This is a genomic window from Nocardia sp. NPDC046473, from assembly GCF_040645995.1.
In the GTDB taxonomy this organism is placed as follows: Bacteria; Actinomycetota; Actinomycetes; order Mycobacteriales; family Mycobacteriaceae; genus Nocardia.
This window is the reverse complement of record NZ_JBEYZJ010000004.1, coordinates 228,664-250,049: the sequence shown is the minus strand read 5'-3', so window position 1 is coordinate 250,049 and position 21,386 is coordinate 228,664. Positions and strand designations below refer to the sequence as shown.

Sequence of the window (21,386 nt, the reverse complement as noted above, 5' to 3'; positions counted from 1 at the left end):
TACATCTACGTATAGATAATGGGCGGCAAGCAAAAGGATGCTCACATGAACGCTCAACGCACGAACCCGACCTGGACCGGCATGGTGCCGGTCGACGACACAGCCCAGGCCACCGGCGGCCCCGGCCTTCCCGTCCTCCGCGAGGACTTCCTGGCGGTCGCCCATGCAGTGCGCGAGACCGCCGAGGCCTCGGACAATGACGGCAGGGCCGCCCGATGACAACACGGCAAATTCCACCGATCCGCGTGCAGGGTCTGGAGAAGTCCTACAAAGACCTGAATGTGTTGCGCGGCGTCGACTTCGAGGTCGAGCGCGGCAGCATCTTCGCCTTGCTCGGCTCGAACGGCGCGGGTAAGACCACGGTGATCCGAATCCTGTCCACGCTGCTCAAAGCGGACGCGGGCACGGCGGTCGTCAACGGTTTCGACGTCGCCACTCAACCGGCGGATGTGCGCGAATCATTCAGCCTCACTGGGCAATTCGCTGCCGTAGACGAAATCCTCAGTGGCCGTGAGAATCTCGTGCTGGTCGCCAAGCTGCGACACCTCGACAACCCGCGCGCCATCGCGGACACCCTGCTCGAGCGTTTCTCGCTGACCGACGCGGCCACCCGCAAGGTGTCGACGTATTCCGGTGGCATGCGCCGGCGCCTCGATATCGCCATGAGCTTGATCGGGAATCCGCCGATCATCTTCCTCGACGAGCCGACCACCGGACTCGACCCGCAGGCGCGCCTCGAGGTATGGCACGCCGTCAAAGACCTTGCCGCGCATGGCACTACGGTGCTGCTCACCACGCAATACCTGGACGAGGCCGAACAACTCGCCGACCGGATCGCGATCCTGCATCAGGGCCGGATCATCGTGAACGGCACCCTCGCCGAGCTCAAACAACTCCTGCCGCCGGCCAAGGTCGAATACGTCGAGAAGCAGCCGACCCTCGAGGACGTCTTCCTCGCCCTCGTCGGTGACGAAACACTGACGAGTAAGGAACAACAATGACCACGCATTTCTTCGGCGACACCGCCACGTTGCTCGGCCGATCCCTGCGCCACATCGCGCGCAGCATGGACACCATCATCACCACCACGCTCATGCCGATCGCCTTCATGTTGCTGTTCGTCTACGTGCTCGGTGGCGCGATCAACACCGGATCGCCGTCCTATGTGACCTACCTGCTGCCCGGCATCCTGATCATCACGATCGCATCGGGCATCTCCTACACCGCATTTCGGCTCTTCCTCGATATGAAGGGCGGGATCTTCGAGCGATTCCAGTCCATGCCGATCGCGCGGTCGTCGGTGCTGTGGGCCCATGTACTGACCTCGCTCGTCGCCAACCTGATCTCGATCGTGGTCGTCGTGCTCGTCGCCCTGCTGATGGGTTTCCGTTCGGGCGCCGGTGTGCTGGCATGGCTCGGGGTCGCGGGCATCCTGATCCTGTTCACCCTCGCGTTGACCTGGATCGCGGTAATCCCCGGCCTCACCGCGAAGACCATCGACGGCGCGAGCGCGTTTTCCTACCCGCTGATCTTCCTACCGTTCATCAGCTCGGCCTTCGTCCCCACCGACCCCATGCCCGCCCCGGTCCGCGCGTTCGCCGAAAACCAGCCGGTGACCCACATCGTCAACGTCATTCGCGACCTGTTCACCCAGCAACCAGTCGGCACCGACATCTGGATCGCCCTGGCCTGGTGCGTCGGCATCCTCGTAGTCGCATACTTCTTCGCCATGGCCACCTACCGCCGCAAGATCTCCTGATCGCCAGAAGTGCGATGACACGGGTGAGGTAGAGCTGTCAGACCTTCGCAAGGTAGGTCGTGTAGCGCTGAATGTGGACCCCCCGATCAATGCGAGCGGGCGCGGCTGACTCTGTTGGTGCTCGGTGCTTTACGGCGACGTGATCATGTCGCGGCCGGTACGGTTGGGCTGTGGAGTTGTCGCGTTCATTCTCCGCCCTGCCGAGTCGAACCCGATGTCGTCAGGATCGCGGCGGGAGGGCACGAATGCCTGGAAGTAGCCGTCCGTTGCAGGTGGCCCTGTCCGAAATATGCTGTGGCGTTAAAGAGATTGTGGTTTTGTCCCCGCATTTCGACGACGCGGCGCTGGCGGTGGGTGGCTTGATCGCCGAAGGTGTCCGTGCCGGGATTCCGGTCGAGGTGACGACCGTGTTCACCGATGGCCCGCCGGAATCGGTCGGGGGTAGGCGTCGTCGCGCCTTCGCCGATTACGCCGTCCGCCGGGCCGAGGATGATCTTGCGTTGGGGGTGTGGGGGACGACTGGGCGGCGGCTCGGCTTCCGGGAGCGTCTGTTTCGGGAACCGCGGCCGTCGGGTCCGCTGCCGCTGTTTCGTTCTCCTGGTCGGTTGGAAGATCTGTCGTATGTTGCAGATATCGAGGCGGCGATCGTGGAATTGCTCACTCGCCCAGACATTTTGGTGTTCGCACCGCTGGGTATCGGCAATCATATCGACCATGTCACGGTGGCTGCTGCCGCAATGTGCGCGGCCGCGGCGATTACCGATGGTGACGAGCGCGTTGCGTACTACGAGGATTTCAATGCGCTCTCCGAGTGCTGCCGTCGGCGTCATCCGGTCGCGCGCAACGCTCGGTTCGGCTGGCGTGGGGCGCCGGGCTGGGCCCGGCCAGGTAGCGGAATCAAACTCGAAGCGATGTCGCTGCTCATGCGCGGGCCCTCCGCGGACGAACTCGTCGAGCGGGCGGGCCGTACCGGCGCGGTGCGGTGGAGTGTGGTCGCTGTTGCGCTGACCAAGGACGTGGCGGACATCAAGATCGACGCGGTCCGTCAGTATCGGTCGCAGACCGCGGTGCTCGGTGGGGAGCACGCCATTGCGTCGATGATTGGACGTAGCCACGAACGACGCGGCGGTGAACTGATCTGGCGTCGGTATTCGACTGTCGGGCAGTGCATATCGTGACAGGCTGGCGGCGCTTGGTCGCGGCGGCAGCGTTCGGCGCCACGTGGGTCGTGGCACCGGCCGCGCTCGGGCACTCCGAGCCATCAGAGGCGCGGATCGCGCGCGTTCAGACCGTCACCGACCGGTGGCTGCAGGTGTACGTCGATTCGCCGGCGATGGGCCGCGAAGTGCAGGCGGATGTGTTGCTCCCTGCGGATCGGACGCGGCCACATCCGATGGTCTATCTGCTCGAGGGCGGTGACAACCTCCGGTCAGGTGAGAACGATTGGACCGCACAGGGCGGTGCTGTGGAGTTCTTTGCCGACAAGGACGTCACTGTGGTCCTGCCGATAGGTGGTGCGGGCAGTTTCTACACCGACTGGCACAACGACGACCCGGTCCATGGACGGCAGAAATGGGAGACGCTGCTCACGCGAGAATTGCCGGCGCTGTTGGACAGCGCCTTCAACGGCTCCGGGGTCGACGCGATCGCCGGGCCGTCGATGGGCGCGCACGCGGCGCTGGCGCTCGCCGAGCGCTCCGGTCCGTTGTACCGTGCGGTGGCCGCCTTCAGCGGCTGCTACCAAACCGGCGACCAGCTGGGTCAGGCCGCGACCAGGTTTATCGTCAGTTCTAAGCGCGGCGATGCCGAGGACATGTGGGGACCGTCCGACGATGCGGACTGGGCAGCACACGACGTCGTAGCCCATGCCGCCGCGTTGCGTGGTAAGGCGGTGTATCTGTCTGCGGGGTCCGGCCTTTCCGGTCCGCACGAAACCCTCGACACCCCGAACCTGCCGGACGTCGCTATCAACGGCGGACTTCTCGAAGCAGTGACCGCGCAGTGCACGCGTACGCTGCAAGCCCGGCTGCAAGAGGCCGGAATCGCGGCCACCTACGACTACACCCCGCAGGGAACACACAGTTGGCCGTACTGGGTAGACCAACTCGGCGCCAGTTGGCCGACGTTGTGGCGCGCGCTGTCGCCACCTCGCTAGCTGGCCGTCGGCGGACGAAAGGGCAAGTGTGCGTGTATTATTCGTCGCTACCCCGCTTCTCGGTCACGCGTTTCCCATGATGCCGCTGGCACTGCATCTGCAATCGACCGGCAATGAAGTGCTGCTGGCCACCGGCGGCGACGCCGCCACCGCGTTGCGAACCGAACTCGCCGTCGAATCGGTGGCACCCGCGGTGAACCTGGCTCGGTCGTCGGTGCGCGCCTACCTGTTGCATCCGCAGGCGGCACTGCGTTCGCTGTCGGGCATGGCCGATGCCCGCGCGGGCGCTCGGCTGTTCGCGCACATCAACCGTCCGATGAGTGCTCCGCTGATCGCGCTCGCCCGCCGGTACCGGCCGGACCTGGTGATCCACGAACCCTTCGCCGCTTCGGGTGCCATCGCCGCCGCTGCGGTCGGCGCACCGACGGTGCTGCACAACATCGCACTCGACCGTGGCGATGACATCGTGCGCGAAACCCTGCAAGCGTTGGGCGTCCGGATACCCGTGAGCACCGCAGTGCTGTCGGTCGCCCCGCCCAGCCTGGTGGCGGTCCCGGGGTGGCCCATGCGCTACGTGCCGTACTCCCTGCCTGCCCCGGACTCTGTCGACTGGTTGCACAGCAGAACGGCGCGTCCGCGCGTCCTCGTCACCCGGAGCACGATGCTGGGCGACGGGCCCGACGCGATGCTGACCTCGCTGATCCGCGCGGCACCGCAGGTGGATGCCGAATTCGTCGTCGTCCGGCCCAATCGCCCGCTCGAACGCGCACGCAAGCTGCCCGACAACGTACGCACCGTCGGCTGGACAGTCCTGGGCGATGTCCTCCCGTACTGCGCCGCCATGCTCGATCACGGTGGCGCGGGCTCGATCTACGCTGCCCTTGTCGCGGGCATACCGCAGATCGCGACACCGGCCCCCGGCGACCGCACCTGGAACGCGAACCTGCTGGCCGCGAGCCGCACCGGGCTCGCGATCCCCGCCAAGCGCATCACCCACCAGCACCTGACCACCCTTGTCACCGACACGACCCTCGCCGCTAACGCACGGCGGGTCGCCGCGGAAATCGCCACGATGCCAGCGCCCGCTACCGTCGCCGCCAGGCTGCATGGTCTGGTCGGACACTGATGACCGGAGACGTCTGACGATGCTGGCTGCGTCGGTGCTCGTCGGAGCCGCTTCAGCGAGTAGACGGTGGCACGTGCGTATCGGCTGGAAATCAGTGAGTGTGGTCGAGTGCGGGTGCGTCGGGGTTTGCGAGTAGCCAGTCGAGGCGGCGACGGGTTTCGTCGTCCACCGGCGTCCACGCAGTGATGTACGTTTCCGGAATAGCGGGCAGGTCCATTCTCGTCAGGGACAAGGACAAGCGTCCTGCTGCGGCGTGGTGGTAGGTCATGGTCTGGCTCGGTGGTGCGGCGACATCGTGGGTGGCCCAAAGGCGTGCGAACTCGACGCTGATGGCGGAGAGTTCGCGGATCAGTCCGGTCCAGGCGGGATCGTCGAGGTGTTGTCCGAACGCGGCGCGAAAGGAGGCGACCATGTGCGGTAACCCGGTGTCGCGGTTGACGAAGCATCGGCAGCATTCGGGGGTGGTGAACATCTCCCACAGGACGTTGCGGGAGCCTTCGGGCGCGGTCAGCCGTGGCCAGACCGCGGCGGCCGCGGTGTTCCAGCCCAGCATGTCCCAGCGGCTGTTGAGGGCGGCGGCGGGGATGCCGCGCATAGCGTCGAGGACGGTCTGGACGGCGGGGGTGATCCGGGGGACGCTGCTGGTCACCTCGGGGACCGGTACGTCGGCCAGCCGGTAGAGATGGTCTCGTTCGGCGGTGTCGAGCCGAAGGGTGCGCGCGATGGCATCGAGGATCTGACCGCTGACGTTGATCGGCCGTCCCTGTTCGAGCCAGGTATACCAGGTGATGCTGACCCCGGCGAGCTGGGCGACCTCTTCTCGTCGTAACCCCGGTGTCCGCCGGCGCAATCCGGGCGGCATCCCGACTTCGGCGGGGGTGATGCGATCCCTGCGGCTGCGTAGGAAGGAAGCGAGTTCGGTCCGGCGGGCGGAGAGGGTGGCTGTCACGCCGTCCATGATCGAACATCGCGGGGCGCGATGCCAGGTGCTGTCGGCACCAGTGTCACCACTGTCTAGTTATCGGTGCCGGAACGACGGCACGCTGGCGATCCGACACCGACCCTCGAATGTCAGGAGCCCCGTTGAGTGCCACGCCGTTCACCATGCGATTCACCGTCCGCAGTTATGAACTCGACACGAACCATCATCTCGCGAGCACGGTATATCTGCAGTACGCCGAGCATTCCCGCTTCGCTTGCGGGCAGGCGGCCGGACTGTCGCCGGAGAGGCTGCTCGCCGACGGCTTCGGGCCGATCAATCTCGAGACCACCCTGCGCCACCACGCGGAACTGCGTGGCGACGACGCGGTCGATGTGTCGTGCGCGTTCGTCTGGGGGCCCGGCAAGACCCATCGCGTCGAGCATGTGTTGCGCAAGCCCGATGGCACATTGGTTGCCGAGGTGAGCAGCGTCAGCGGGCTGCTGGACTTGCGGACCCGGCGGCTGGTCGCCGATCCGGGTCAGGAATTGCGTGTGCGCGCCGCCGACCCCGCGTTGCTAGGTCTCGCGTGATCCGCCCTCCGGCCCTCGCGGACAGTGCCATGAAATTTCGTCTGGGGCAGATCGATCACGGCTTTGTGCCGCGCAAGCTCACCGTCAGCTATGTGGCGGTCTGCGTCGGCGAGGTCGATACCGCGCTGTTGCACCAGGCTTTCGAGCTACTGTGCCGGAAGTATCCGATGCTGCGCGGAACAATCGAAGCCGGCGGCGATGCGTGCGTGCTGCGAGTTCCCGACGACGGCTCCGGTGCGGCCGTCATCGACATCGTCGAGGGGAGCATCGCCGACTGGCTCGCGCACGGCGGCACGCCACTCGATCCCGCGTACGCCCTTGCCGAACTGACGATCGTGCGCGAGGACGCGACGACCGCGGTCGCCCTGCGGGTCGGCCACGCCATCAACGACGCAACGATGGGTTTTGCGTTGCTCGAACACTTTTGGCGCACCGTCGCCGCACTGGCCGGGACCGTGGCGCACCCTGACCCGATCCCGGTCTACCCGCGCAGCCTCGAATACGCTTACCGCGCGCGAAACATGCCCCTGCCGGAACTCGCCGTGCCGGCCGCGGGCCCGGTGCACAGCATCGCGTCCGCCGACACCGGCGACGGCGCGGATTTCGGCCCGCTACCGGTTCAGCGGATCACGCTGTCGCAGTGCGACACCGGCGCATTGCTGGCTCGGGCGCGGGCGTGCGGGACGACGCTACATGCACTGCTCAGTGCCGCAATCATCCGTGCCGAACGCGCAATGATCGGCGAAACCGTCAGCGACGCAACCGAACTGCCGATGATCATGTTCCATCTCGCCGACCTGCGTCCCCAACTGCGTCCCCCGGCACCGCCCGACGAGGTCACCAATGCCCTGGCCTTCGCTCCTACCGTCACCGCGTGCGGGCGCGCCGCCGACCTGGGTGTACTCGCAAAGCAGGTGAAGGCCCAGATCGTGGACGGCATCGCCAGTGGGGCCGCACTCGCGGTCATGCTGGCCGCGGCATCGGCTGCCGCGCAGGGGAGTACGCGCACTGCGGTGGGGAACTTCATCACCAATTGGGGAGTGGTTCCCGACCTACCGGTGCCGACGGGGATCGAGATCGTCGACTTCCGTGGCTTCGCCACCTCCGAACCGGTCGCCTGGGTCGGCTATTTCGTCTCCACCTTCGCCGGGCGGCTGAGCATCGAGCTGGCCTTTTCCCCGCGCTTCCATCAGCCGACGCAAATCGCCGAACTCCGCGCGACCATCCTCGTCAACCTCGCACAACTGACCCACGGTTAACCCGAACGGTGCGCTCTGTTCAGTAAAGCCGGTGTCTCACAGTAAGTTTCGCGCACGCCCGGCGATGGACCCACAAGGTTGGGCTTGCCGCCGTTATGCCTCCAGTTGGCGGAAATCAACTATTACGTTACAGTCACTCACTGTAACGAAACGTCGAAGAACGGGATCAGACCCCGTCAGAAGGAGAAGAAATCCATGAGCAACCGCATCGTCACCTCGATCACGTCGGCACTGGCCTCCCTGGTGCCGGGCGCGCACGACAAGCAAAACGACGAAGCCGGGCAGCCGAAGCCGACGGTGGTGCTGGTCCACGGCGCGTTCGCCGACGCCTCGGGCTGGTCGGAGGTCGCCGCGCGACTGCATCGGCGGGGATTCCCGGTCGTCGCGGTACCCAACCCGCTGCGCGGCCTGGCCTACGACACCGCCTATCTCCAGGGCCTGCTCGCAGGCATCGAGGGACCGAAGATCCTGGTCGGGCACTCCTACGCCGGCGCGGTCATCACGAACGCCGCCCCCACCATCGCCGACGTGAAAGCCCTTGTGTACGTAGCGGCTTTCGCCCCCGACGCGGGGGAGGCCCTGGGCGGCCTGCTCGAGGCGCACGCCGACGCCTCGGTGCCGCCGCTGCCCCAGCAGGTCTTCCAATACACCCGCTCCGACGGCTCGGCCGGCACCGAGGTGTGGCTGGACCACGCCCAGTTCGCAACCGCGTTCGCCGCCGACGTCGACGCTGCCACCGCCGCGTTCATGGCGATCTCGCAGCGTCCGGTCGCCGCCGAGGCGTTCGGCGAACCGGCCACGGCGGCCGGATGGAAGACCCTCCCGTCGTGGGCGCTGATCGCGACCAAGGACCACGCCATCGCGCCGAGTCTGGAACGGTTCATGGCCGAGCGGGCCGGTGCCCACATCAGCGAGGTCGATTCCTCCCACGCCGTCATGGTCAGCCACCCCGGCACGGTCGCCGACGTGATCGAACAGGCATACCAGGGCACCCGCTGACCCCCGGTTCCCGCCGATGACCGGGAGGGATGCCCTCCCGGTCGGTAGCATCTCTTCGCACAGTCAGGAGCACTCTCATGTCCGATCTGCGGTTCCTCGCCTTGTCCGGCAGTCTGCGCCGCGACTCCCACAACACCGGCCTGCTGCGCACCCTCCCCGCACTGGCGCCCGACGGCGTGGTCATCGACCAGTACGAAAGCCTCGGCGCTGTGCCGCATTTCGATCAGGACCTGGAAACCGATCCGCCCGCGGCGGTGGCCGAACTGCGACGGCGCGTGGACGAGGCGGACGGGGTCATCATCGCCACCCCCGAATACAACTCGGCGATTCCCGGTGTGTTGATGAATGCTCTGGACTGGCTGTCCCGCCCGGCCGCCGAGTCGAGCCTGCGCGGCAAGCCGGTAGCGATCCTGGGTGCCTCCCCGTCCCAATTCGGTACTGCCCGTGCGCAGTTGGTGCTGCGTCAGGTCCTGCACCGGATCGGCGCACCGGTGGTGGCCGATCCCGAGGTCACGGTCTTCCAATCACATCTGCGGGTCGACACCGACGGCACGTTCGTCCCGGACGAATTCACACAGACCCTACTGCGCAGGCTACTGCGTGGCCTGGTCGATCTGGCCGACCGGCCCGCGACCGCCCGCAGCGCCTGACCCGGCCCGAGACAAGGAAATTCACGTATGAACCACAGCACCGTTCCGCCTTTCACCGTCGTGCAACCCGGCGAAGGGCGGCACGTGTCCATCCCGGGTTTCGGGGCCGACTTCAAACTCGCCGGCGCCGCGGCATCGATCGTGGAACATCCCTTCGCCGTCGGCCTGATCACCCCGCCACACCGGCACTCCCGTGAGGACGAGTACTCCATCGTGCTGGAAGGCCGGATCGGCTTCCGGTCCGACGACGCGGAAGCCGTGGTGGGGCCCGGCGGTTATGTGATCAAACCGCGCGGTCAGATGCACGCCATGTGGAACGCCGGCCAGGTCCCGGGCCGGATCATCGAGATCATCGTCCCCGGCGGGTTCGAGGAGTACTTTGCCGAGCTCGGGCAGCTGACGGCCACCGAAACCACCACTCCGGCCGAGTTCGACGACCTGGCCACCCGCTACGGACTGACCTACGGCCACCCGGACTGGCTCGATGACGTCGTCGCCCGCTACGACCTCGACCCACCCACGCACGGCACCCCACGCCGGTAAGTCCCGGTGCGTGCTCAGCACTTCTCATCGAAATCTGTTACCACGCAAGTATATACGGTGCGGATTGGTGTCGCGGTGACGGTCTGGTCGGTCGACAACACCCGGCCATCCGCAGGTTACAGTCTTGGTGTGTAACGCAACCATGAACGGGGAGGCCATGACACCGCAGCGCACCGAATCCACTGAACACCCGCAAGCACCCAAGTCCGGCCCCAAGGGCGGTCGCCCCCGCGACCCCGCCGTGGACGAGGCCATCATCCTCGCCACCCGCCGCCGCCTGGTCACCAGCGGCTATTCCCAGATGGCACTCGGCGACATCGCCGCCGACGCAGGCGTCACCCGCCCCACCCTCTACCGGCGCTGGCCCGGCAAACTCGAACTCGTCATCGACGCACTCGACTACGGATTCCGCGCCCAAACCGCCGCCACACCCCCGTTCCCGCTCGAAGACCTGACACCCCGCGAAGCGTTGACCGAAGCCATCCGCCGGGTCGACCCTTGCTACTACAACCCCGACGCCATCGTCCTACAAGGTGGATTCATCAGCGAAGCCGAACGTGTGCCCGAATTGCTCGCCCACGTTGTCGAACGCGCCGTTGAACCCCGGGTCTCACAGGTCGAACACGTCCTGCACCACCTCATCGAACGCGGCGCGGTACAACCCGGGATCGACACCCGCACTATCGCAACCATGGTCTTCGGCGCCTACTTCGGCGCGTTCCTGCGCGGCGACGACGCCGTCACCCGCAGCGGCCTCGCCGAGAAGCTCACCGCCACCCTCTGGCCCGGCCTCGCCACCGACGCCCACCCGGCGGCAAAGCGCTGAACCGACCGGCCGGGTCGTGGTTGCGAGCTACTCGCCACGTGACGGCGAGTCGCTGAATCCCGCCAGACGGGCGCCGGACTCGCGGCGATTGTGGTCGCCCTCGTGGCGACGGGCCTCATGGTATTTACGGGGTCTAATGGGATCTGTGGGCGCAGAGGGGTTCGAACCCCCGACCGCTGGTGTGTAAAACCAGAATAGCAGGATTCGTGAGAGTCAATGTCTGACCATGGCAATCGTCATTGAGAATCCATGCAGGCCAGCGTCTATGACCGAACTAGATAGCTGACAATGAGCGACACAAAGCGACAGCTAGAACCATGCGCCTGCTCCACATTTTGCTCCATGCTGAGGGCTGGTCTGCTCCATGCTCGTCGTGGTGGAATGGATTCATCACAGCAGGATAGGAGGGTAAGGATGGGGTGGGCTGAGAAGCTTCCGAGTGGTCGCTACCGCGGAAGCTACCGCGATGCGAACGGCCGGATCCGCAGCGCCGGCGTCTTCACAAATAGGGATGTTGCGCGGCGGAAAGCTACGGCCAAGGAAGACGAGGAACGCGAGAACCCTGCCCGCCCGGTGCCTGTGATGACGTGGGGTCAGTGGCTACCCAAGTGGAAGGCACTGCGAACCGTCGAAGAGGGCACTCAGAAAATCGATGACCAGCGGATTGGTAAGCACCTCACTCCGAAATGGGGCAGCGAACTCCTGAGGGAGATCGAGCAGCACGATGTGCAGGAGTGGGTCGCCGAGCTGCGCAGTGTGATGGCGCCGACCAGCGTCGAAAAGTGCTATCACCTGCTGAGTGGATCATTAAAGGCCGCCCGGAAGGCGAAGCTGATCACCGACAATCCCTGCCACGACATAGACCTGCCCAAGCCTGGCCCTTCGCCTGAGCGGTTCCTTGAGGACGAAGAGTACATGGCGCTATGGGAACCGCTCGAAGACATGGATCGCCTGATCGCGGATGTGTTGGTCGGGACCGGCATGCGGATGGGGGAAGCACAGGGGTTACATAAAGAACATATCGACCTGAAGCGCAAGACCATCTCAATCGAGTGGGCTTGGGACAAGGCGGTGCACCGTCTGAAGTCACCGAAGGACCACGAGAAGCGAATCATCCCGATTGGCGACACTCTGACGAAGACTCTGACAGCTGTTATCAGGCGGGATGGGCTCGGACAACCGGCTCCGGTCCGGTATGTCGCTGGCCGAGCGGTTCGCAGTGGATTGCTACTTGCACATATCGAAGGCCGGCCATTCGACTCGGATAACTTTCGTAACCGATTCCAAGCCGCGTCACGAGTTGCTTGGGTGGGTGAAGGTGACGAGAAACGACGCTTGGGAAAGGTTCGGCCAAACGACCTACGGCACACCTACGCGAGCCGTCTGGTGCGTGCGGGTGTGCCGATCCAGCAGGTTCAAAAGCTTCTTGGACATGCGTCGTTACGAACCACCCAGCGCTATGCGAGCCTGGCTGACAGTCAGTGGGAGAGTGTGCGGGGTGTCCTCGGTTGACAACCAAATGAGGGCCAGCATCACAGCTGGCTTGTCGTATCGAAGCGGTTTGCGGTCCAACCATGAGCCACCGCCCGTTGCAGAGCGTTCGCTCGTTCGTTGATGAGACTCATTCGAGCGTTCCACTCACCCTCGTGTTTGTGTGCTTGCTGAGCTGTTTCTTGACCTGGCCACTTCCGATAGAGGAGGCCGACTTCGCTGTTGAAAAAGCCAGTTGCCAGGATGCTCGCGGCGATAATCATCCCCGTGTCGTCTGATCCAGGAACTCCCATCCAACCGCCCAGTGCGACTACCAGTGGTCGGCGAATGCATACTGTCGTGGGATGTACTGGAAGCCTGAAGTTGTGATTACGCCAATGCTCAAGCACTGCGCCGGGTACCAGCTTTCCATGTGGAGGATCGTTGTCGAATCCCACAGTTGTTCCGTCAGGCAGCAAGTCAAGCAGTCGTGACGTCGCCCAGGCGATATCGTCCCCTGAGGTCAGAACCTCAATATCGCGCATCAGTACGCCTGGCATGAGGACATCGTCGGCATCAAGATTCTTGACGAGTTCACCACTGGAGTTGGCTAGCGCGAGGTTCCTCGTGAGGGCGACGCCACCACGTCGACCTGTGTGAAACTGGATCCGGTCATCAAGTCCTTGTAGAAGTTTCTCCGCAACGCCGGTATCGCCGTCTTCCTGGAGAATCCATTCAAGCGACCACCCGCGGGGTACGTCTTGCGACAAGACAGACTCACACGCCGCCTTCAAATGGTCTGGGTCAGGGCTGTGGACAGGCGTTATCACCGAAATCAGTCGGTCCATCTCAGCTCCATCGGTTCAGCTTGGTGGTGTAAACAAGTTCGCTTCGGTCTCCCGGAAGGACGATATCGGCCACTTCGACGACACGTCCAGACACATCTATCGAGATTCTCCGGAGGTCGAACACCGCCACGCCCGCGGTTGGGATGCCCAACTCCTCAGCCTCGCTGGCGGTGGGCATGCGTGTGTGGACTTCTTCGGTGACGCTCGCAAACTCGATGCCAATGGTCGAAAGTTGGTGTTGGGTACCACCAGGCCACGGCTCATTACTGTCGTCAAGAAGGTCTGGATTTGCCTCAGCCATCTCGTACACGAGGTAGGAGCAAACCAGGCTGAACGGCGAATCCTCGCTGTGATATTGGGTTCGATAGTTCCGTTGAAGAAGCTTGGTACCGACCGGCATCGCGAATGCATCGGCCAGGTCCTCGGTTGCTTCCGTTGTGCTGTAGCGGGCACTGAACGTCAGCTCTGGCATGGACAGGCCCGTGTCGTATTCAGTCGCGCCAGTCGACCGTCGAACCGTTTCAGGCTCGCGGACACGGTTCTTCTCCCACTGGTGCCGCTCGTCGGTGCGGCGAACCTTGATGCGCGGTGCTCGAACGTAGGTGCCGACACCGTGTCGTGCCTCGATCAGCCCTTCATGGCGTAGAACCGCCAATGCCTGCCGAACAGTAGGCACGGAGACTCGGAACTGCTCCGTTAGGGCAGCTTCTCCAGGTACACGGTCGCCGGGGCTTAGCTCCTTCGACAGGATCCGCTGTCGCAGTTCTTCAGCGATTAGCTCGTACTTCGCGGGCATCGCACTTCCTTCCAGTTGGATCGCCGACCTCATCTTAAGTCCTCATTAGCTCTTGACTATAGGAGGGCATGTCCTCATGATGTTCTTATGTCAGTTCTATAGAGAACATGACAACAAGAGGAGGTATTCCACCTTCTTGACGACACATGGAGGGACTTCCGATGACAAGACGTCGCTCAGTTGCGGCACAAGAGGTGCCGGAGGACTTGATGACCATGAGAGAGGCTGCAAACAAGGTCAAGCTCAGCGTTCGAACGCTCGAACGCTTGATCGCAACGGGCGACTTGCGGGCCTACCGAGTTGGTGCGCGGTCAGTGCGCGTGGATCCGAACGACCTAGCTGAGCTTGTGCGACCAATAGCCGTTGCTGGCGGTGCGGCATGAGCACTTCGGATGTGTACCGCTTCCGGTCAGCTGTCGAGCGGACGCTGCTGTCGCAGTTGCGTGAGCAGTATGGCGAGGATGCCGTGGTGATGAGCCCTATTGGAGGGGGCTTGTCGTCTGAGGTTCCGGTGCCGGCGGAGGCGTTGCAGGGCTTGGCGGTTGCCGATCGGTTGACGTGTGAGGCGCGGAGGTTGGCCGGGAAGTACGTCTGTCGGGCTCGTGCTGAGGGTTGTTCGTGGCGGGAGATCGCGGACTGTGTCGGTTTGCAGTCGGAGGAGGATCCAGAACTCGCGGCGTTCAGTCGGTTCGCGACACCGTCACGTCGATACTCGGGCGACTCTTCGCTTTCGTGGCGATGCACGTCGTGCAACGAAATGGTGATCGACTACGGCCCGTTCTCCACGAATCCGGCTGATGTCGAAAACGGTCACCGGGATTCGTGCATACGCCATGCCGCTGATGTCCGTGCCGCACGTGAGGCGTGGGAGGCCGCCGAGCTCGCGGACAGGGAACCGGTGTCGCGACAGGCCGATTGGCGGTGTGAGCAATGACGCGGGCGGTGTTCCGGATCGCGGTGGCGGTGTCGCTGTTGTGGGCGTTGTTGACCGCGCCGGGTTTGGTTCTGTCGGTGGTGTTGGCCGAGTTGCTGGTCGTGTGGCAGTTGCGTCGGAGGGGGGTGTGGCGGTGATGAATCCGATGCATGCGATGCATGGTCCGGAGTTTCATCCGGGGTGGTTGTTCCAGTTGTTGGCGGTGCTGCCGGCGAGTCTGCTGCGGGTGGTGCTGGTGGCTGCGGTGCTGGTCGGGGTGGTGGGTTGCACTGCCGCGATGATCGCGGGTCCGAAGTATCCGTCGTCGCCGAACTACTGCCGCGCCGACCAGGTCGCAGTGGCGGCTCAGGTGGGTTGTGAGGTGCGGCGATGAACGATCCGTATGCGGGCTTGGATCCGTTCGTGCGTCAGGCGCTGGAGTCCTGGACTGCGCTGAGTGGTGAACAGCGGGATTACGCAATCGGTTTCGCGTGCCAGTGGGCGCCGGACGTCATCACGTCGGCGTCGGAGAAGGCCGTGCAGATCACCGCGGTGGACGAACAGTTGATGCGATTGGAGGCCCAGCAATGACCGATGACTGGAAGGCAAACGAACGACTGAAACAGCAAGCACTGGAGTCGGTGCAGTCACTGACTGACGCGCAGCGTCATTACGCACTCGGTTGTCTGACTGCGCTGGCACCGGAAGCGGCGATCGTTGCGTGTCAGCGCGCCCGTGAGCGCCTCGCTGAGCGGGAGACGATCGCACGATTGGAGGCGCAGCAGTGAGCACTGAGCGTAATGCGATGGCGTGGGAGTGGCTCGCACAGCAGAAGGGTGCGCCGATCGAGACGGTGGCTGAGCTGTGCGGGGTGTCGCGTCCCCGAATCTATGAGTTGGTGCGGCAGTGGCGTCGGGCTGGGTTTGTCGAGACTGCGCGGATGCCGTCGCAGGGTCCGAACGGTTCGTGGTCGACGTCGTTGTGGGTGTGGCCGACACGCGAAACCGGTTGGGCGTTTCTGGGTTTCGATCCGGGTCCGTGGTTTCCACGGGTGACGACGGTGGCGCATGTGCGGGCGTTGGCTGAGCTGCGGTTGCGGTTGACCGGTACGGCGTTGGATCCGTTGGTGTGGACCAGTGAGCGCCTGTTGCGGCATCGAGACCCCGGTTTGCGTGAAGCAGGACGCCGCTATCTGCACGTGCATGATGCGGAGTTCAGCGACAGTTCCGGGGTTCGGTGGGCGCTCGAGGCGGAGTTGACGCGCAAGAAGGGTGCTGACCGGTTGGCGACGGTGGTGCGTACTGCATTGGAGGCGGCGCGCACTCGGGAGTTGGCCGGGGTCGTGTATTTCGTGCGCGGGAGCGCGGTCCGTGCAGGTATCGATGCCGCGGTCCGCAGTCTGGCCGAGGCCGGAGCGGCTGAGCTGCTGCAGAGTCTGGATGTTCGTGATCTAGACGAATTCCTCACCGCCGGAACGAGTTCGGAAGAGGTGAGCTGAGATGACGTGTTATCCGTTCCAGCCTGATTGCAGCGGCACCACCGTTCCGGTTCCGGCTCCTGCGCCGATGCCCGCACCGGTACCGGCTCCGGTGACGTCGGCACCGCCGGTACCGGGTGTGATGGAGCGTCCGCCGGGGATGCCGGAGGTCATTCCGGATGGCTGGACGACGCATTGGTCTGGTGGTGTGCCGGATGCGCAGGTGTTGCTCGATGCCGCGCAGGTGCTGTCGGCGGGTGGTGGTGTGGTCGCGGTGTCGGCGGCGGGGTTGTTGTTGGCGGCGAATCATCGTAAGTGGACACCGAATCGGCTGGGGAATTTCGCGGCGGGTTCGTTGGTGTTGCCGGTGACGTCGATGGTGGTGGATTGGTCGTGGTCGGCGCCGGTGCGGATGTTCACCGAGGGCGCGGATGTCGCGTGGGCGGGGTGGGCGCCGGGTGGTGTGGTCGGTATGGCGGTGCTGGGTGTGCCGGTGGCGTGGTCGGGTGCGGCGTGGTGGTGGGCACGGTATTGCCACCGTCTGGCCACGGTCGGGAACAAGTCACCGGCGAACACGCATCGGATCATCAACCGGTTCAACGACACTCAGGACACAGTCACGAAAGCGGCGGTGCGGTATCCGGTGCCGTTGACCCGCCGAAACCAGGTCGTGCTGGGGCAGTGCTCGCGTGTGGGCACCAACACCCAGCTCGGGGTACTGGGGTTGTTGCGGCACCGTAAACAACGCTGGCTGACGGTGCCGATCCGTGCGGTCGACGAGCACCTGGTGGTAACCGGTAACTCGGGGTCAGGAAAGACCACGATGCTTTTGCGGTTGGTGTCGAGCCTGTATGGCCACGATTGGGACGTCTATTTGCGGACCAAGCGTAAGCGTCCGTTGACGGTGTTCATCGATTGCGGTGGTGATCTGCATACCGGTCGCCGGTTCGTGCAGCTCATGACCCGGCTCGGGGTGGATCCGCGGCGGATCGGGTTGTGGCCGATCACGACTCGCCTTGACTTGTGGTCGATGAGCGCGGTGGACATGACCGCGACGTTGCAGTCGATGCTGTCCCCTGCGCCGGCGACCGACGCCAGTCAGGTGCATTTCGAGAACAACCGCCGCCGCGTCGTGAGCTTGGTGATCGGGACCGCGATCTCCGATGCCGGAGTGAAGCTGGATCCACCGCGGTCGCGGGCGGAGTTGTTCGAGCGGCTCTCGACACCGGCGTTGAAGAAGCTGTACGCGAAAGATCCGGCGATCATCGAGGAGATCGACGCGTTGAATGAGTCGAAACCTCCTGCGGTCGCCGATGTTTCGGGCAAGCTACGCGAGTTGTTCGAGACGCTGGGCGACTCCTTCGACGGTGGTCGTCCGATCGATGATTTCGACGCGCTGTATGTGTGTGCGCCGGGCACTACCCGTAAGGAGATCGCACGGGCGCAGGTGTCGGCGATCAAGACGATGCTGCTGCAGTTCGCGGCGAGTCCGCATGATCGGCGTATCCGAGTGCTGATGGATGAGAAGTCCGCGCTCGTCGATGACAAGGGCGATATCGATGTCGTCGACTTGGTCGAGCGGGCACGCAAGCTGAATTGCTCGCTGATCTATGCCGCGCAGTCGTTTCGGGCGCTGGGTCGCACCGAGGATGACTGCCACCGGATCGTGGATTCGACTTCGGGCGGCTGGATCGGAATGCGTGGCGAGGGCGATGGGGTGTTGTGCGAGAAGTTCGGCACCCGAACCACTTTCGAATCCACCCGCCATCTCAACGGCACCCGCGTCGGCGGAGAGGGCACGCTCAACAGCTCGGAAACGATGCTGGTGCACCCGAACCGGCTCCGCAAATTCGAACCCGGACAAGCGGTCTACGTGCGTGGGTTGCGGGCGGTGTGGGGACAGGTCGCACCGCTGGATATCGACGAGTTGCCGGTTCTGGAATACCCGGACTGGGCACGCCTGGAACCCAGTGGACCGCGCACCGACTCCACAAAACCAGTGGAGAAACCACAACGTGGCGGGGCGAAGGGCCGTCCGATCGCGCGGCGCGCCGACATCGAAGGCCCGCCACCACGGAGTCCGAAGAGGAACGACGACAGGAAGGACGAAGGCGAATGAGTCAGGACGACAACGACATCGAGATCGACTGGGAATCGCAGTTGTGGGAGCCGATGCGGGAGCTGCTGGATTCCTGCGATATCGACCCCGACACCGCACACCGACCAGATCTGCGTGTGTTGCTCAAGCGTCGGATCCGTAAAGCCAAGGCAGGTATGGCCGCGACGGCGGTTACAGCACCGCTGCTGGGGGTGACGGTGTTCTCGGGTGCGCCAGCCGCGGTGATCTGCCCGGTGTGCGTGTGGGGTGTCGGCTGGATCGGATACGGCGCCTGGATTTCAGCTGGTTACCCGAATCCGATCGCGGTCGGCGGTGTCGCGGTGCGGGGTGTGCGCCGCGGTGGAGTGCTGGTGTGGCGGTGGATCAACCACCGTGCCTTCGCAGTCGGTCGTATCCAGCCGATCACAAGACCGGAGTTGGCCGATGCCCCACCGTTCTGAACCCAACCAAGAGGAAGGAGAACAATCGATGTCCGGATCCGAAGTCGACGACATCAGCGCTGAGACACGCCGATTTACCGGTGCGTTGAGTGGGGCGTGGTGGCAGCTGCGGGAGAAATTCTCACGCACAGAGGCTGCGCAGCAACATAAGCGCCACACGGTGCTCCACCAGCAGAAGCAACTGCGTGCGGTGACGGCTGAGCGTGACCAGCTGTTGATCGAGATGGCCGAGGTCAAACAAGACCTTGAGATCAGCGTCATGTTGGAGCAGAAGCGCCGTGACGAGTTGGACAAGTTGCAGTTGGAGCACATGCAGCTCAGCAGCGAGTATGAGCGGTCAGCGACCTTGTGCGAGACATTCGAGAAGGAACGAGATCAGCTCGCGCACGAATTGGAGGGTGCGCGAGCCGAGCTCAACCAAGCTAGGCAGGCGCCGACGCAGTGGGATCGCGAATACGAGGAGATCACCGCGTTTCAGGAAGCCCAATATGTTCCGGCGTTCGAAGAAGACACTTTCGACGATCAGGTCGTCGACCGCGATGGTTGGCGTGTCGCTGAATCCGTCGACGAGCGGTCAGCGGTGCCGGAAATGGTTGACGACGCCGGCGAGCTGAAACCGCCTCGAATGGAGGCGTGATGACCGCGGCAGAAGTGAATCATGGTGCGGGGGTGGGTGAGTGGATGTTGGAGGCATTCACTCGCATCAAGGCCCTGCACGAACAGATGGATGCGACTGGCAGTGCGGTCGAGCAGCAGCGGCTCAGCGACGAATCGGCCGCACTCGCGCAACCGTGGGAATCGAGCCGCTACGCACCGCAATGGCGCGAACTGTGGGATCACGACAGCGCGCAGCAGTCCACCATTGAAGGCGCCGATGTGCGGGTGGTGTCGCAGCGGGATCGGTTAGCCGTCGCACTCGATGAAATGACCGTCGAGCGAGACGAGCTGCGCAAAGAGAACACCGAATTGGTCTCTGACCGTGCGGAATTGGCGGAGCAGTTGGCCCATGCCCTGGATGAACGTGACCGTTTGCGGCACCTGGTGCATGAATTGGAAGTCGAGGTCGACGACGCACTCGACATCGCGGGCCCGCACGTTCTCGATGCCAGCAACGAACGCCTCGCGGTGCCGATGACGCCGCTGGGCACCGCACCGCGGGCATGCCAGCAGGTGGTGATGCAGCAATGAACATGTCGAACGATGTCGTTGATGACGCGGTCTCGGCTTTGGCGCAACGGGTCGCCGTAGCACGCGGGAAGTTGCCGTTGCAGCATGATGCGGCGTTGACCGAGGTGCTCTCGGAATCCGAGCTGGCCGCTGAGCGCGAACTGGCGGAATGGGTTCGGGCACAGCGCCGAACGCAACGTCGGCGTGGGGTGGAGATCGAGTTGGCGACCGAGAAGCGGGCACGTCGCGCCGTGGAGGCGATCGAGCGGGAGGAGGCCGGAGACGCGCGCTGGCATCGGCGGGCGTTGGCGGCGCGGCGGCGTGCGGCGAGTGCGGATGCGCGGTTGGCGCAGCTGTATCGGCGCGCGGAATGGTCCTCACGGGCGCTGATCGCGGTGGTCGTTTTGGGCATGGTCTGGGCCGGGGTGAACGTGCAGCACAATCTCGTACCCGACAGTGATATAGCCAATCCGTTGTATTGGTTGAGCTACGGCGTCGAGGCCATGATCTCGATTCCGTTGATCACGATCATGGTGGTCGCCACGACCGCGGCCCGCTGGGGACGCAGTGTGCAGCGTGGCAAGGTCGCACTGTTCGAAGCCACGCTGCTGATCACGACGGTGGCGTTGAACACCGGTCCGCACCTGGCCGCTGGTGAGCTCGGTCGCGCCGGCGAGTACGCGGTGGCACCGGTGATGGTCGGGGTGGTGATCTGGCTCCACGCTTGGGTTTCAGCCCGCTACGCGATCCTCATCGACGGTGCGGTCATCGTGACACCAGCCGCCAGCACCGAGGTCCGCGCTGGCTCGCCTGTGGTGTCCGGTGTCGCTGCCGGATCGGCAGTCCATGCCAGCGCCGAGGTCGATGCGGTTCCGACAGTCGTTGCGGTCACGCCTACGGAGTCCGAGACCGCGAGTGACCGATCGAGCAACAGGCAGCTGCCGCGCGTGGGAGTGGCGTTGGTACCACGTCGGCGGCAGGCGTTGCAGCGCTGGCAGCCGATGACCTATCGCGAATCGGCGCGGGCGGCAGACGGCAGGCATGGGCGTCGAGCTGGGCGGCAGGTGCGCCGTGATCCCGCCGTGGTGGCTCGGGTGATCAAGCTGCACGAGCAGAAGACCGCGGTCACCGAGATCAGCGCGCAGGTCGGAGTCAGCACCCGCACGGTCGGCCGGATCCTTGCCGACCACGCCACAAGATCGGCCGGGCAGCAGCGTGCACCGGCCGCTTCACCATCGCCTCGCCGGGCAGCTACGGCGGCGGGGCGGTCCAACAACTTCCGGCTTGTGGCCGGGGGAACCGATATCGGAAACAAACCCTGAAGGAG

At 64.5% G+C, this 21,386-nt stretch carries 27 protein-coding genes; 24 read left to right on the top strand and 3 right to left on the bottom strand.

Translation table 11 applies throughout. The features are described 5' to 3' along the window. Positions 1 to 45: 45 nt before the first annotated feature. The 6 genes from ABZ942_RS15605 to ABZ942_RS15580 all read left to right on the top strand — a co-directional run bounded on the left by ABZ942_RS15605 (position 46) and on the right by ABZ942_RS15580 (position 5,040). The gene (locus ABZ942_RS15605; protein WP_357382337.1) at positions 46 to 219 is read left to right on the top strand and encodes a hypothetical protein; all 174 of its coding nucleotides are present in this window, start codon (positions 46 to 48) and stop codon (positions 217 to 219) included. Then, positions 216 to 1,001 carry an ATP-binding cassette domain-containing protein gene (locus ABZ942_RS15600; protein ID WP_357382335.1) on the top strand — a complete coding sequence of 262 codons (786 nt, stop codon included), beginning with the start codon at positions 216 to 218 and terminating at the stop codon, positions 999 to 1,001. The genes ABZ942_RS15605 and ABZ942_RS15600 overlap by 4 nt, the downstream gene beginning before the upstream one ends. Beyond that, on the top strand, positions 998 to 1,759 hold the full coding sequence (locus ABZ942_RS15595) for an ABC transporter permease (RefSeq protein ID WP_357382333.1): 762 nt from the start codon (positions 998 to 1,000) through the stop codon (positions 1,757 to 1,759). Before ABZ942_RS15600 ends, ABZ942_RS15595 begins: the two co-directional genes overlap by 4 nt. A 311-nt stretch (positions 1,760 to 2,070) precedes the next feature. After that, positions 2,071 to 2,937 (top strand): PIG-L family deacetylase, encoded by an 867-nt coding sequence (locus ABZ942_RS15590; RefSeq protein WP_357382331.1) that lies wholly within the window; start codon positions 2,071 to 2,073, stop codon positions 2,935 to 2,937. Further along, a complete protein-coding gene (locus tag ABZ942_RS15585; protein WP_357382329.1) occupies positions 2,925 to 3,914 on the top strand; it encodes an alpha/beta hydrolase family protein in 990 nt (329 codons plus the stop codon). The genes ABZ942_RS15590 and ABZ942_RS15585 overlap by 13 nt, the downstream gene beginning before the upstream one ends. Before the next feature lie 76 nt (positions 3,915 to 3,990). Continuing rightward, positions 3,991 to 5,040 (top strand): glycosyltransferase, encoded by a 1,050-nt coding sequence (locus ABZ942_RS15580; protein ID WP_357382327.1) that lies wholly within the window; start codon positions 3,991 to 3,993, stop codon positions 5,038 to 5,040. Positions 5,041 to 5,131: 91 nt separating this feature from the next. Here the strand turns inward: ABZ942_RS15580 and ABZ942_RS15575 are convergent, their stop codons facing one another. After that, complete coding sequence (locus ABZ942_RS15575) at positions 5,132 to 5,989, bottom strand: helix-turn-helix transcriptional regulator (protein ID WP_357382325.1); 858 nt, start codon at positions 5,987 to 5,989, stop codon at positions 5,132 to 5,134. A gap of 134 nt (positions 5,990 to 6,123) precedes the next feature. Here ABZ942_RS15575 and ABZ942_RS15570 point away from each other — a divergent pair, with 134 nt between their 5' ends. The 7 genes from ABZ942_RS15570 (at position 6,124) to ABZ942_RS15540 (ending at position 12,341) form a co-directional block, all read left to right on the top strand. Beyond that, positions 6,124 to 6,552 carry an acyl-CoA thioesterase gene (locus tag ABZ942_RS15570; protein WP_357382323.1) on the top strand — a complete coding sequence of 143 codons (429 nt, stop codon included), beginning with the start codon at positions 6,124 to 6,126 and terminating at the stop codon, positions 6,550 to 6,552. A gap of 29 nt (positions 6,553 to 6,581) precedes the next feature. Beyond that, positions 6,582 to 7,811 (top strand): hypothetical protein, encoded by a 1,230-nt coding sequence (locus tag ABZ942_RS15565; protein WP_357382322.1) that lies wholly within the window; start codon positions 6,582 to 6,584, stop codon positions 7,809 to 7,811. 195 nt (positions 7,812 to 8,006) lie between these two features. After that, positions 8,007 to 8,810 (top strand): alpha/beta hydrolase, encoded by an 804-nt coding sequence (locus ABZ942_RS15560; protein WP_357382321.1) that lies wholly within the window; start codon positions 8,007 to 8,009, stop codon positions 8,808 to 8,810. 77 nt (positions 8,811 to 8,887) lie between these two features. Then, on the top strand, positions 8,888 to 9,460 hold the full coding sequence (locus ABZ942_RS15555; RefSeq protein ID WP_357382320.1) for an NADPH-dependent FMN reductase: 573 nt from the start codon (positions 8,888 to 8,890) through the stop codon (positions 9,458 to 9,460). A 27-nt stretch (positions 9,461 to 9,487) separates the two neighbouring features. Beyond that, positions 9,488 to 10,003, top strand: a complete 516-nt coding sequence (locus tag ABZ942_RS15550) for a cupin domain-containing protein (RefSeq protein WP_357382318.1) — start codon at positions 9,488 to 9,490, stop codon at positions 10,001 to 10,003. Between the two features lie 142 nt (positions 10,004 to 10,145). Next, positions 10,146 to 10,829 (top strand): TetR/AcrR family transcriptional regulator, encoded by a 684-nt coding sequence (locus tag ABZ942_RS15545; protein WP_357382317.1) that lies wholly within the window; start codon positions 10,146 to 10,148, stop codon positions 10,827 to 10,829. 414 nt (positions 10,830 to 11,243) lie between these two features. Then, a complete protein-coding gene (locus ABZ942_RS15540) occupies positions 11,244 to 12,341 on the top strand; it encodes a tyrosine-type recombinase/integrase (RefSeq protein ID WP_357382315.1) in 1,098 nt (365 codons plus the stop codon). A gap of 20 nt (positions 12,342 to 12,361) precedes the next feature. On the opposite strand, the gene ABZ942_RS15535 is transcribed toward ABZ942_RS15540, so the two are convergent. Beyond that, positions 12,362 to 13,147 (bottom strand): glycosyltransferase family A protein, encoded by a 786-nt coding sequence (locus tag ABZ942_RS15535; RefSeq protein WP_357382313.1) that lies wholly within the window; start codon positions 13,145 to 13,147, stop codon positions 12,362 to 12,364. Position 13,148: 1 nt separating this feature from the next. Continuing rightward, entirely contained in the window at positions 13,149 to 13,943 is a 795-nt protein-coding gene (locus tag ABZ942_RS15530; protein ID WP_357382311.1) for a GntR family transcriptional regulator, read from the bottom strand. Positions 13,944 to 14,089: 146 nt separating this feature from the next. Here ABZ942_RS15530 and ABZ942_RS15525 point away from each other — a divergent pair, with 146 nt between their 5' ends. The 11 genes from ABZ942_RS15525 to ABZ942_RS15475 all read left to right on the top strand — a co-directional run bounded on the left by ABZ942_RS15525 (position 14,090) and on the right by ABZ942_RS15475 (position 21,381). Beyond that, entirely contained in the window at positions 14,090 to 14,326 is a 237-nt protein-coding gene (locus tag ABZ942_RS15525) for a helix-turn-helix domain-containing protein (protein WP_357382309.1), read from the top strand. Positions 14,327 to 14,873: 547 nt separating this feature from the next. After that, on the top strand, positions 14,874 to 15,014 hold the full coding sequence (locus ABZ942_RS15520; protein ID WP_357382308.1) for a hypothetical protein: 141 nt from the start codon (positions 14,874 to 14,876) through the stop codon (positions 15,012 to 15,014). Then, the gene (locus tag ABZ942_RS15515; RefSeq protein ID WP_357382306.1) at positions 15,014 to 15,250 is read left to right on the top strand and encodes a hypothetical protein; all 237 of its coding nucleotides are present in this window, start codon (positions 15,014 to 15,016) and stop codon (positions 15,248 to 15,250) included. Before ABZ942_RS15520 ends, ABZ942_RS15515 begins: the two co-directional genes overlap by 1 nt. After that, positions 15,247 to 15,447: a hypothetical protein gene (locus ABZ942_RS15510; RefSeq protein ID WP_357382304.1), complete on the top strand. Its 201-nt coding sequence runs from the start codon at positions 15,247 to 15,249 to the stop codon at positions 15,445 to 15,447. Before ABZ942_RS15515 ends, ABZ942_RS15510 begins: the two co-directional genes overlap by 4 nt. Beyond that, complete coding sequence (locus ABZ942_RS15505; RefSeq protein ID WP_357382302.1) at positions 15,444 to 15,644, top strand: hypothetical protein; 201 nt, start codon at positions 15,444 to 15,446, stop codon at positions 15,642 to 15,644. Before ABZ942_RS15510 ends, ABZ942_RS15505 begins: the two co-directional genes overlap by 4 nt. Further along, a complete protein-coding gene (locus tag ABZ942_RS15500; RefSeq protein ID WP_357382300.1) occupies positions 15,641 to 16,354 on the top strand; it encodes a helix-turn-helix domain-containing protein in 714 nt (237 codons plus the stop codon). The genes ABZ942_RS15505 and ABZ942_RS15500 overlap by 4 nt, the downstream gene beginning before the upstream one ends. A 1-nt stretch (position 16,355) precedes the next feature. After that, a complete protein-coding gene (locus ABZ942_RS15495) occupies positions 16,356 to 18,452 on the top strand; it encodes a hypothetical protein (RefSeq protein ID WP_357382298.1) in 2,097 nt (698 codons plus the stop codon). Then, entirely contained in the window at positions 18,449 to 18,892 is a 444-nt protein-coding gene (locus ABZ942_RS15490) for a hypothetical protein (RefSeq protein WP_357382297.1), read from the top strand. Before ABZ942_RS15495 ends, ABZ942_RS15490 begins: the two co-directional genes overlap by 4 nt. Before the next feature lie 28 nt (positions 18,893 to 18,920). Next, positions 18,921 to 19,529, top strand: a complete 609-nt coding sequence (locus ABZ942_RS15485) for a hypothetical protein (RefSeq protein ID WP_357382295.1) — start codon at positions 18,921 to 18,923, stop codon at positions 19,527 to 19,529. Then, entirely contained in the window at positions 19,529 to 20,080 is a 552-nt protein-coding gene (locus tag ABZ942_RS15480) for a hypothetical protein (RefSeq protein ID WP_357382293.1), read from the top strand. Before ABZ942_RS15485 ends, ABZ942_RS15480 begins: the two co-directional genes overlap by 1 nt. Further along, entirely contained in the window at positions 20,077 to 21,381 is a 1,305-nt protein-coding gene (locus ABZ942_RS15475; RefSeq protein WP_357382291.1) for a hypothetical protein, read from the top strand. Before ABZ942_RS15480 ends, ABZ942_RS15475 begins: the two co-directional genes overlap by 4 nt. Positions 21,382 to 21,386: the final 5 nt, after the last annotated feature.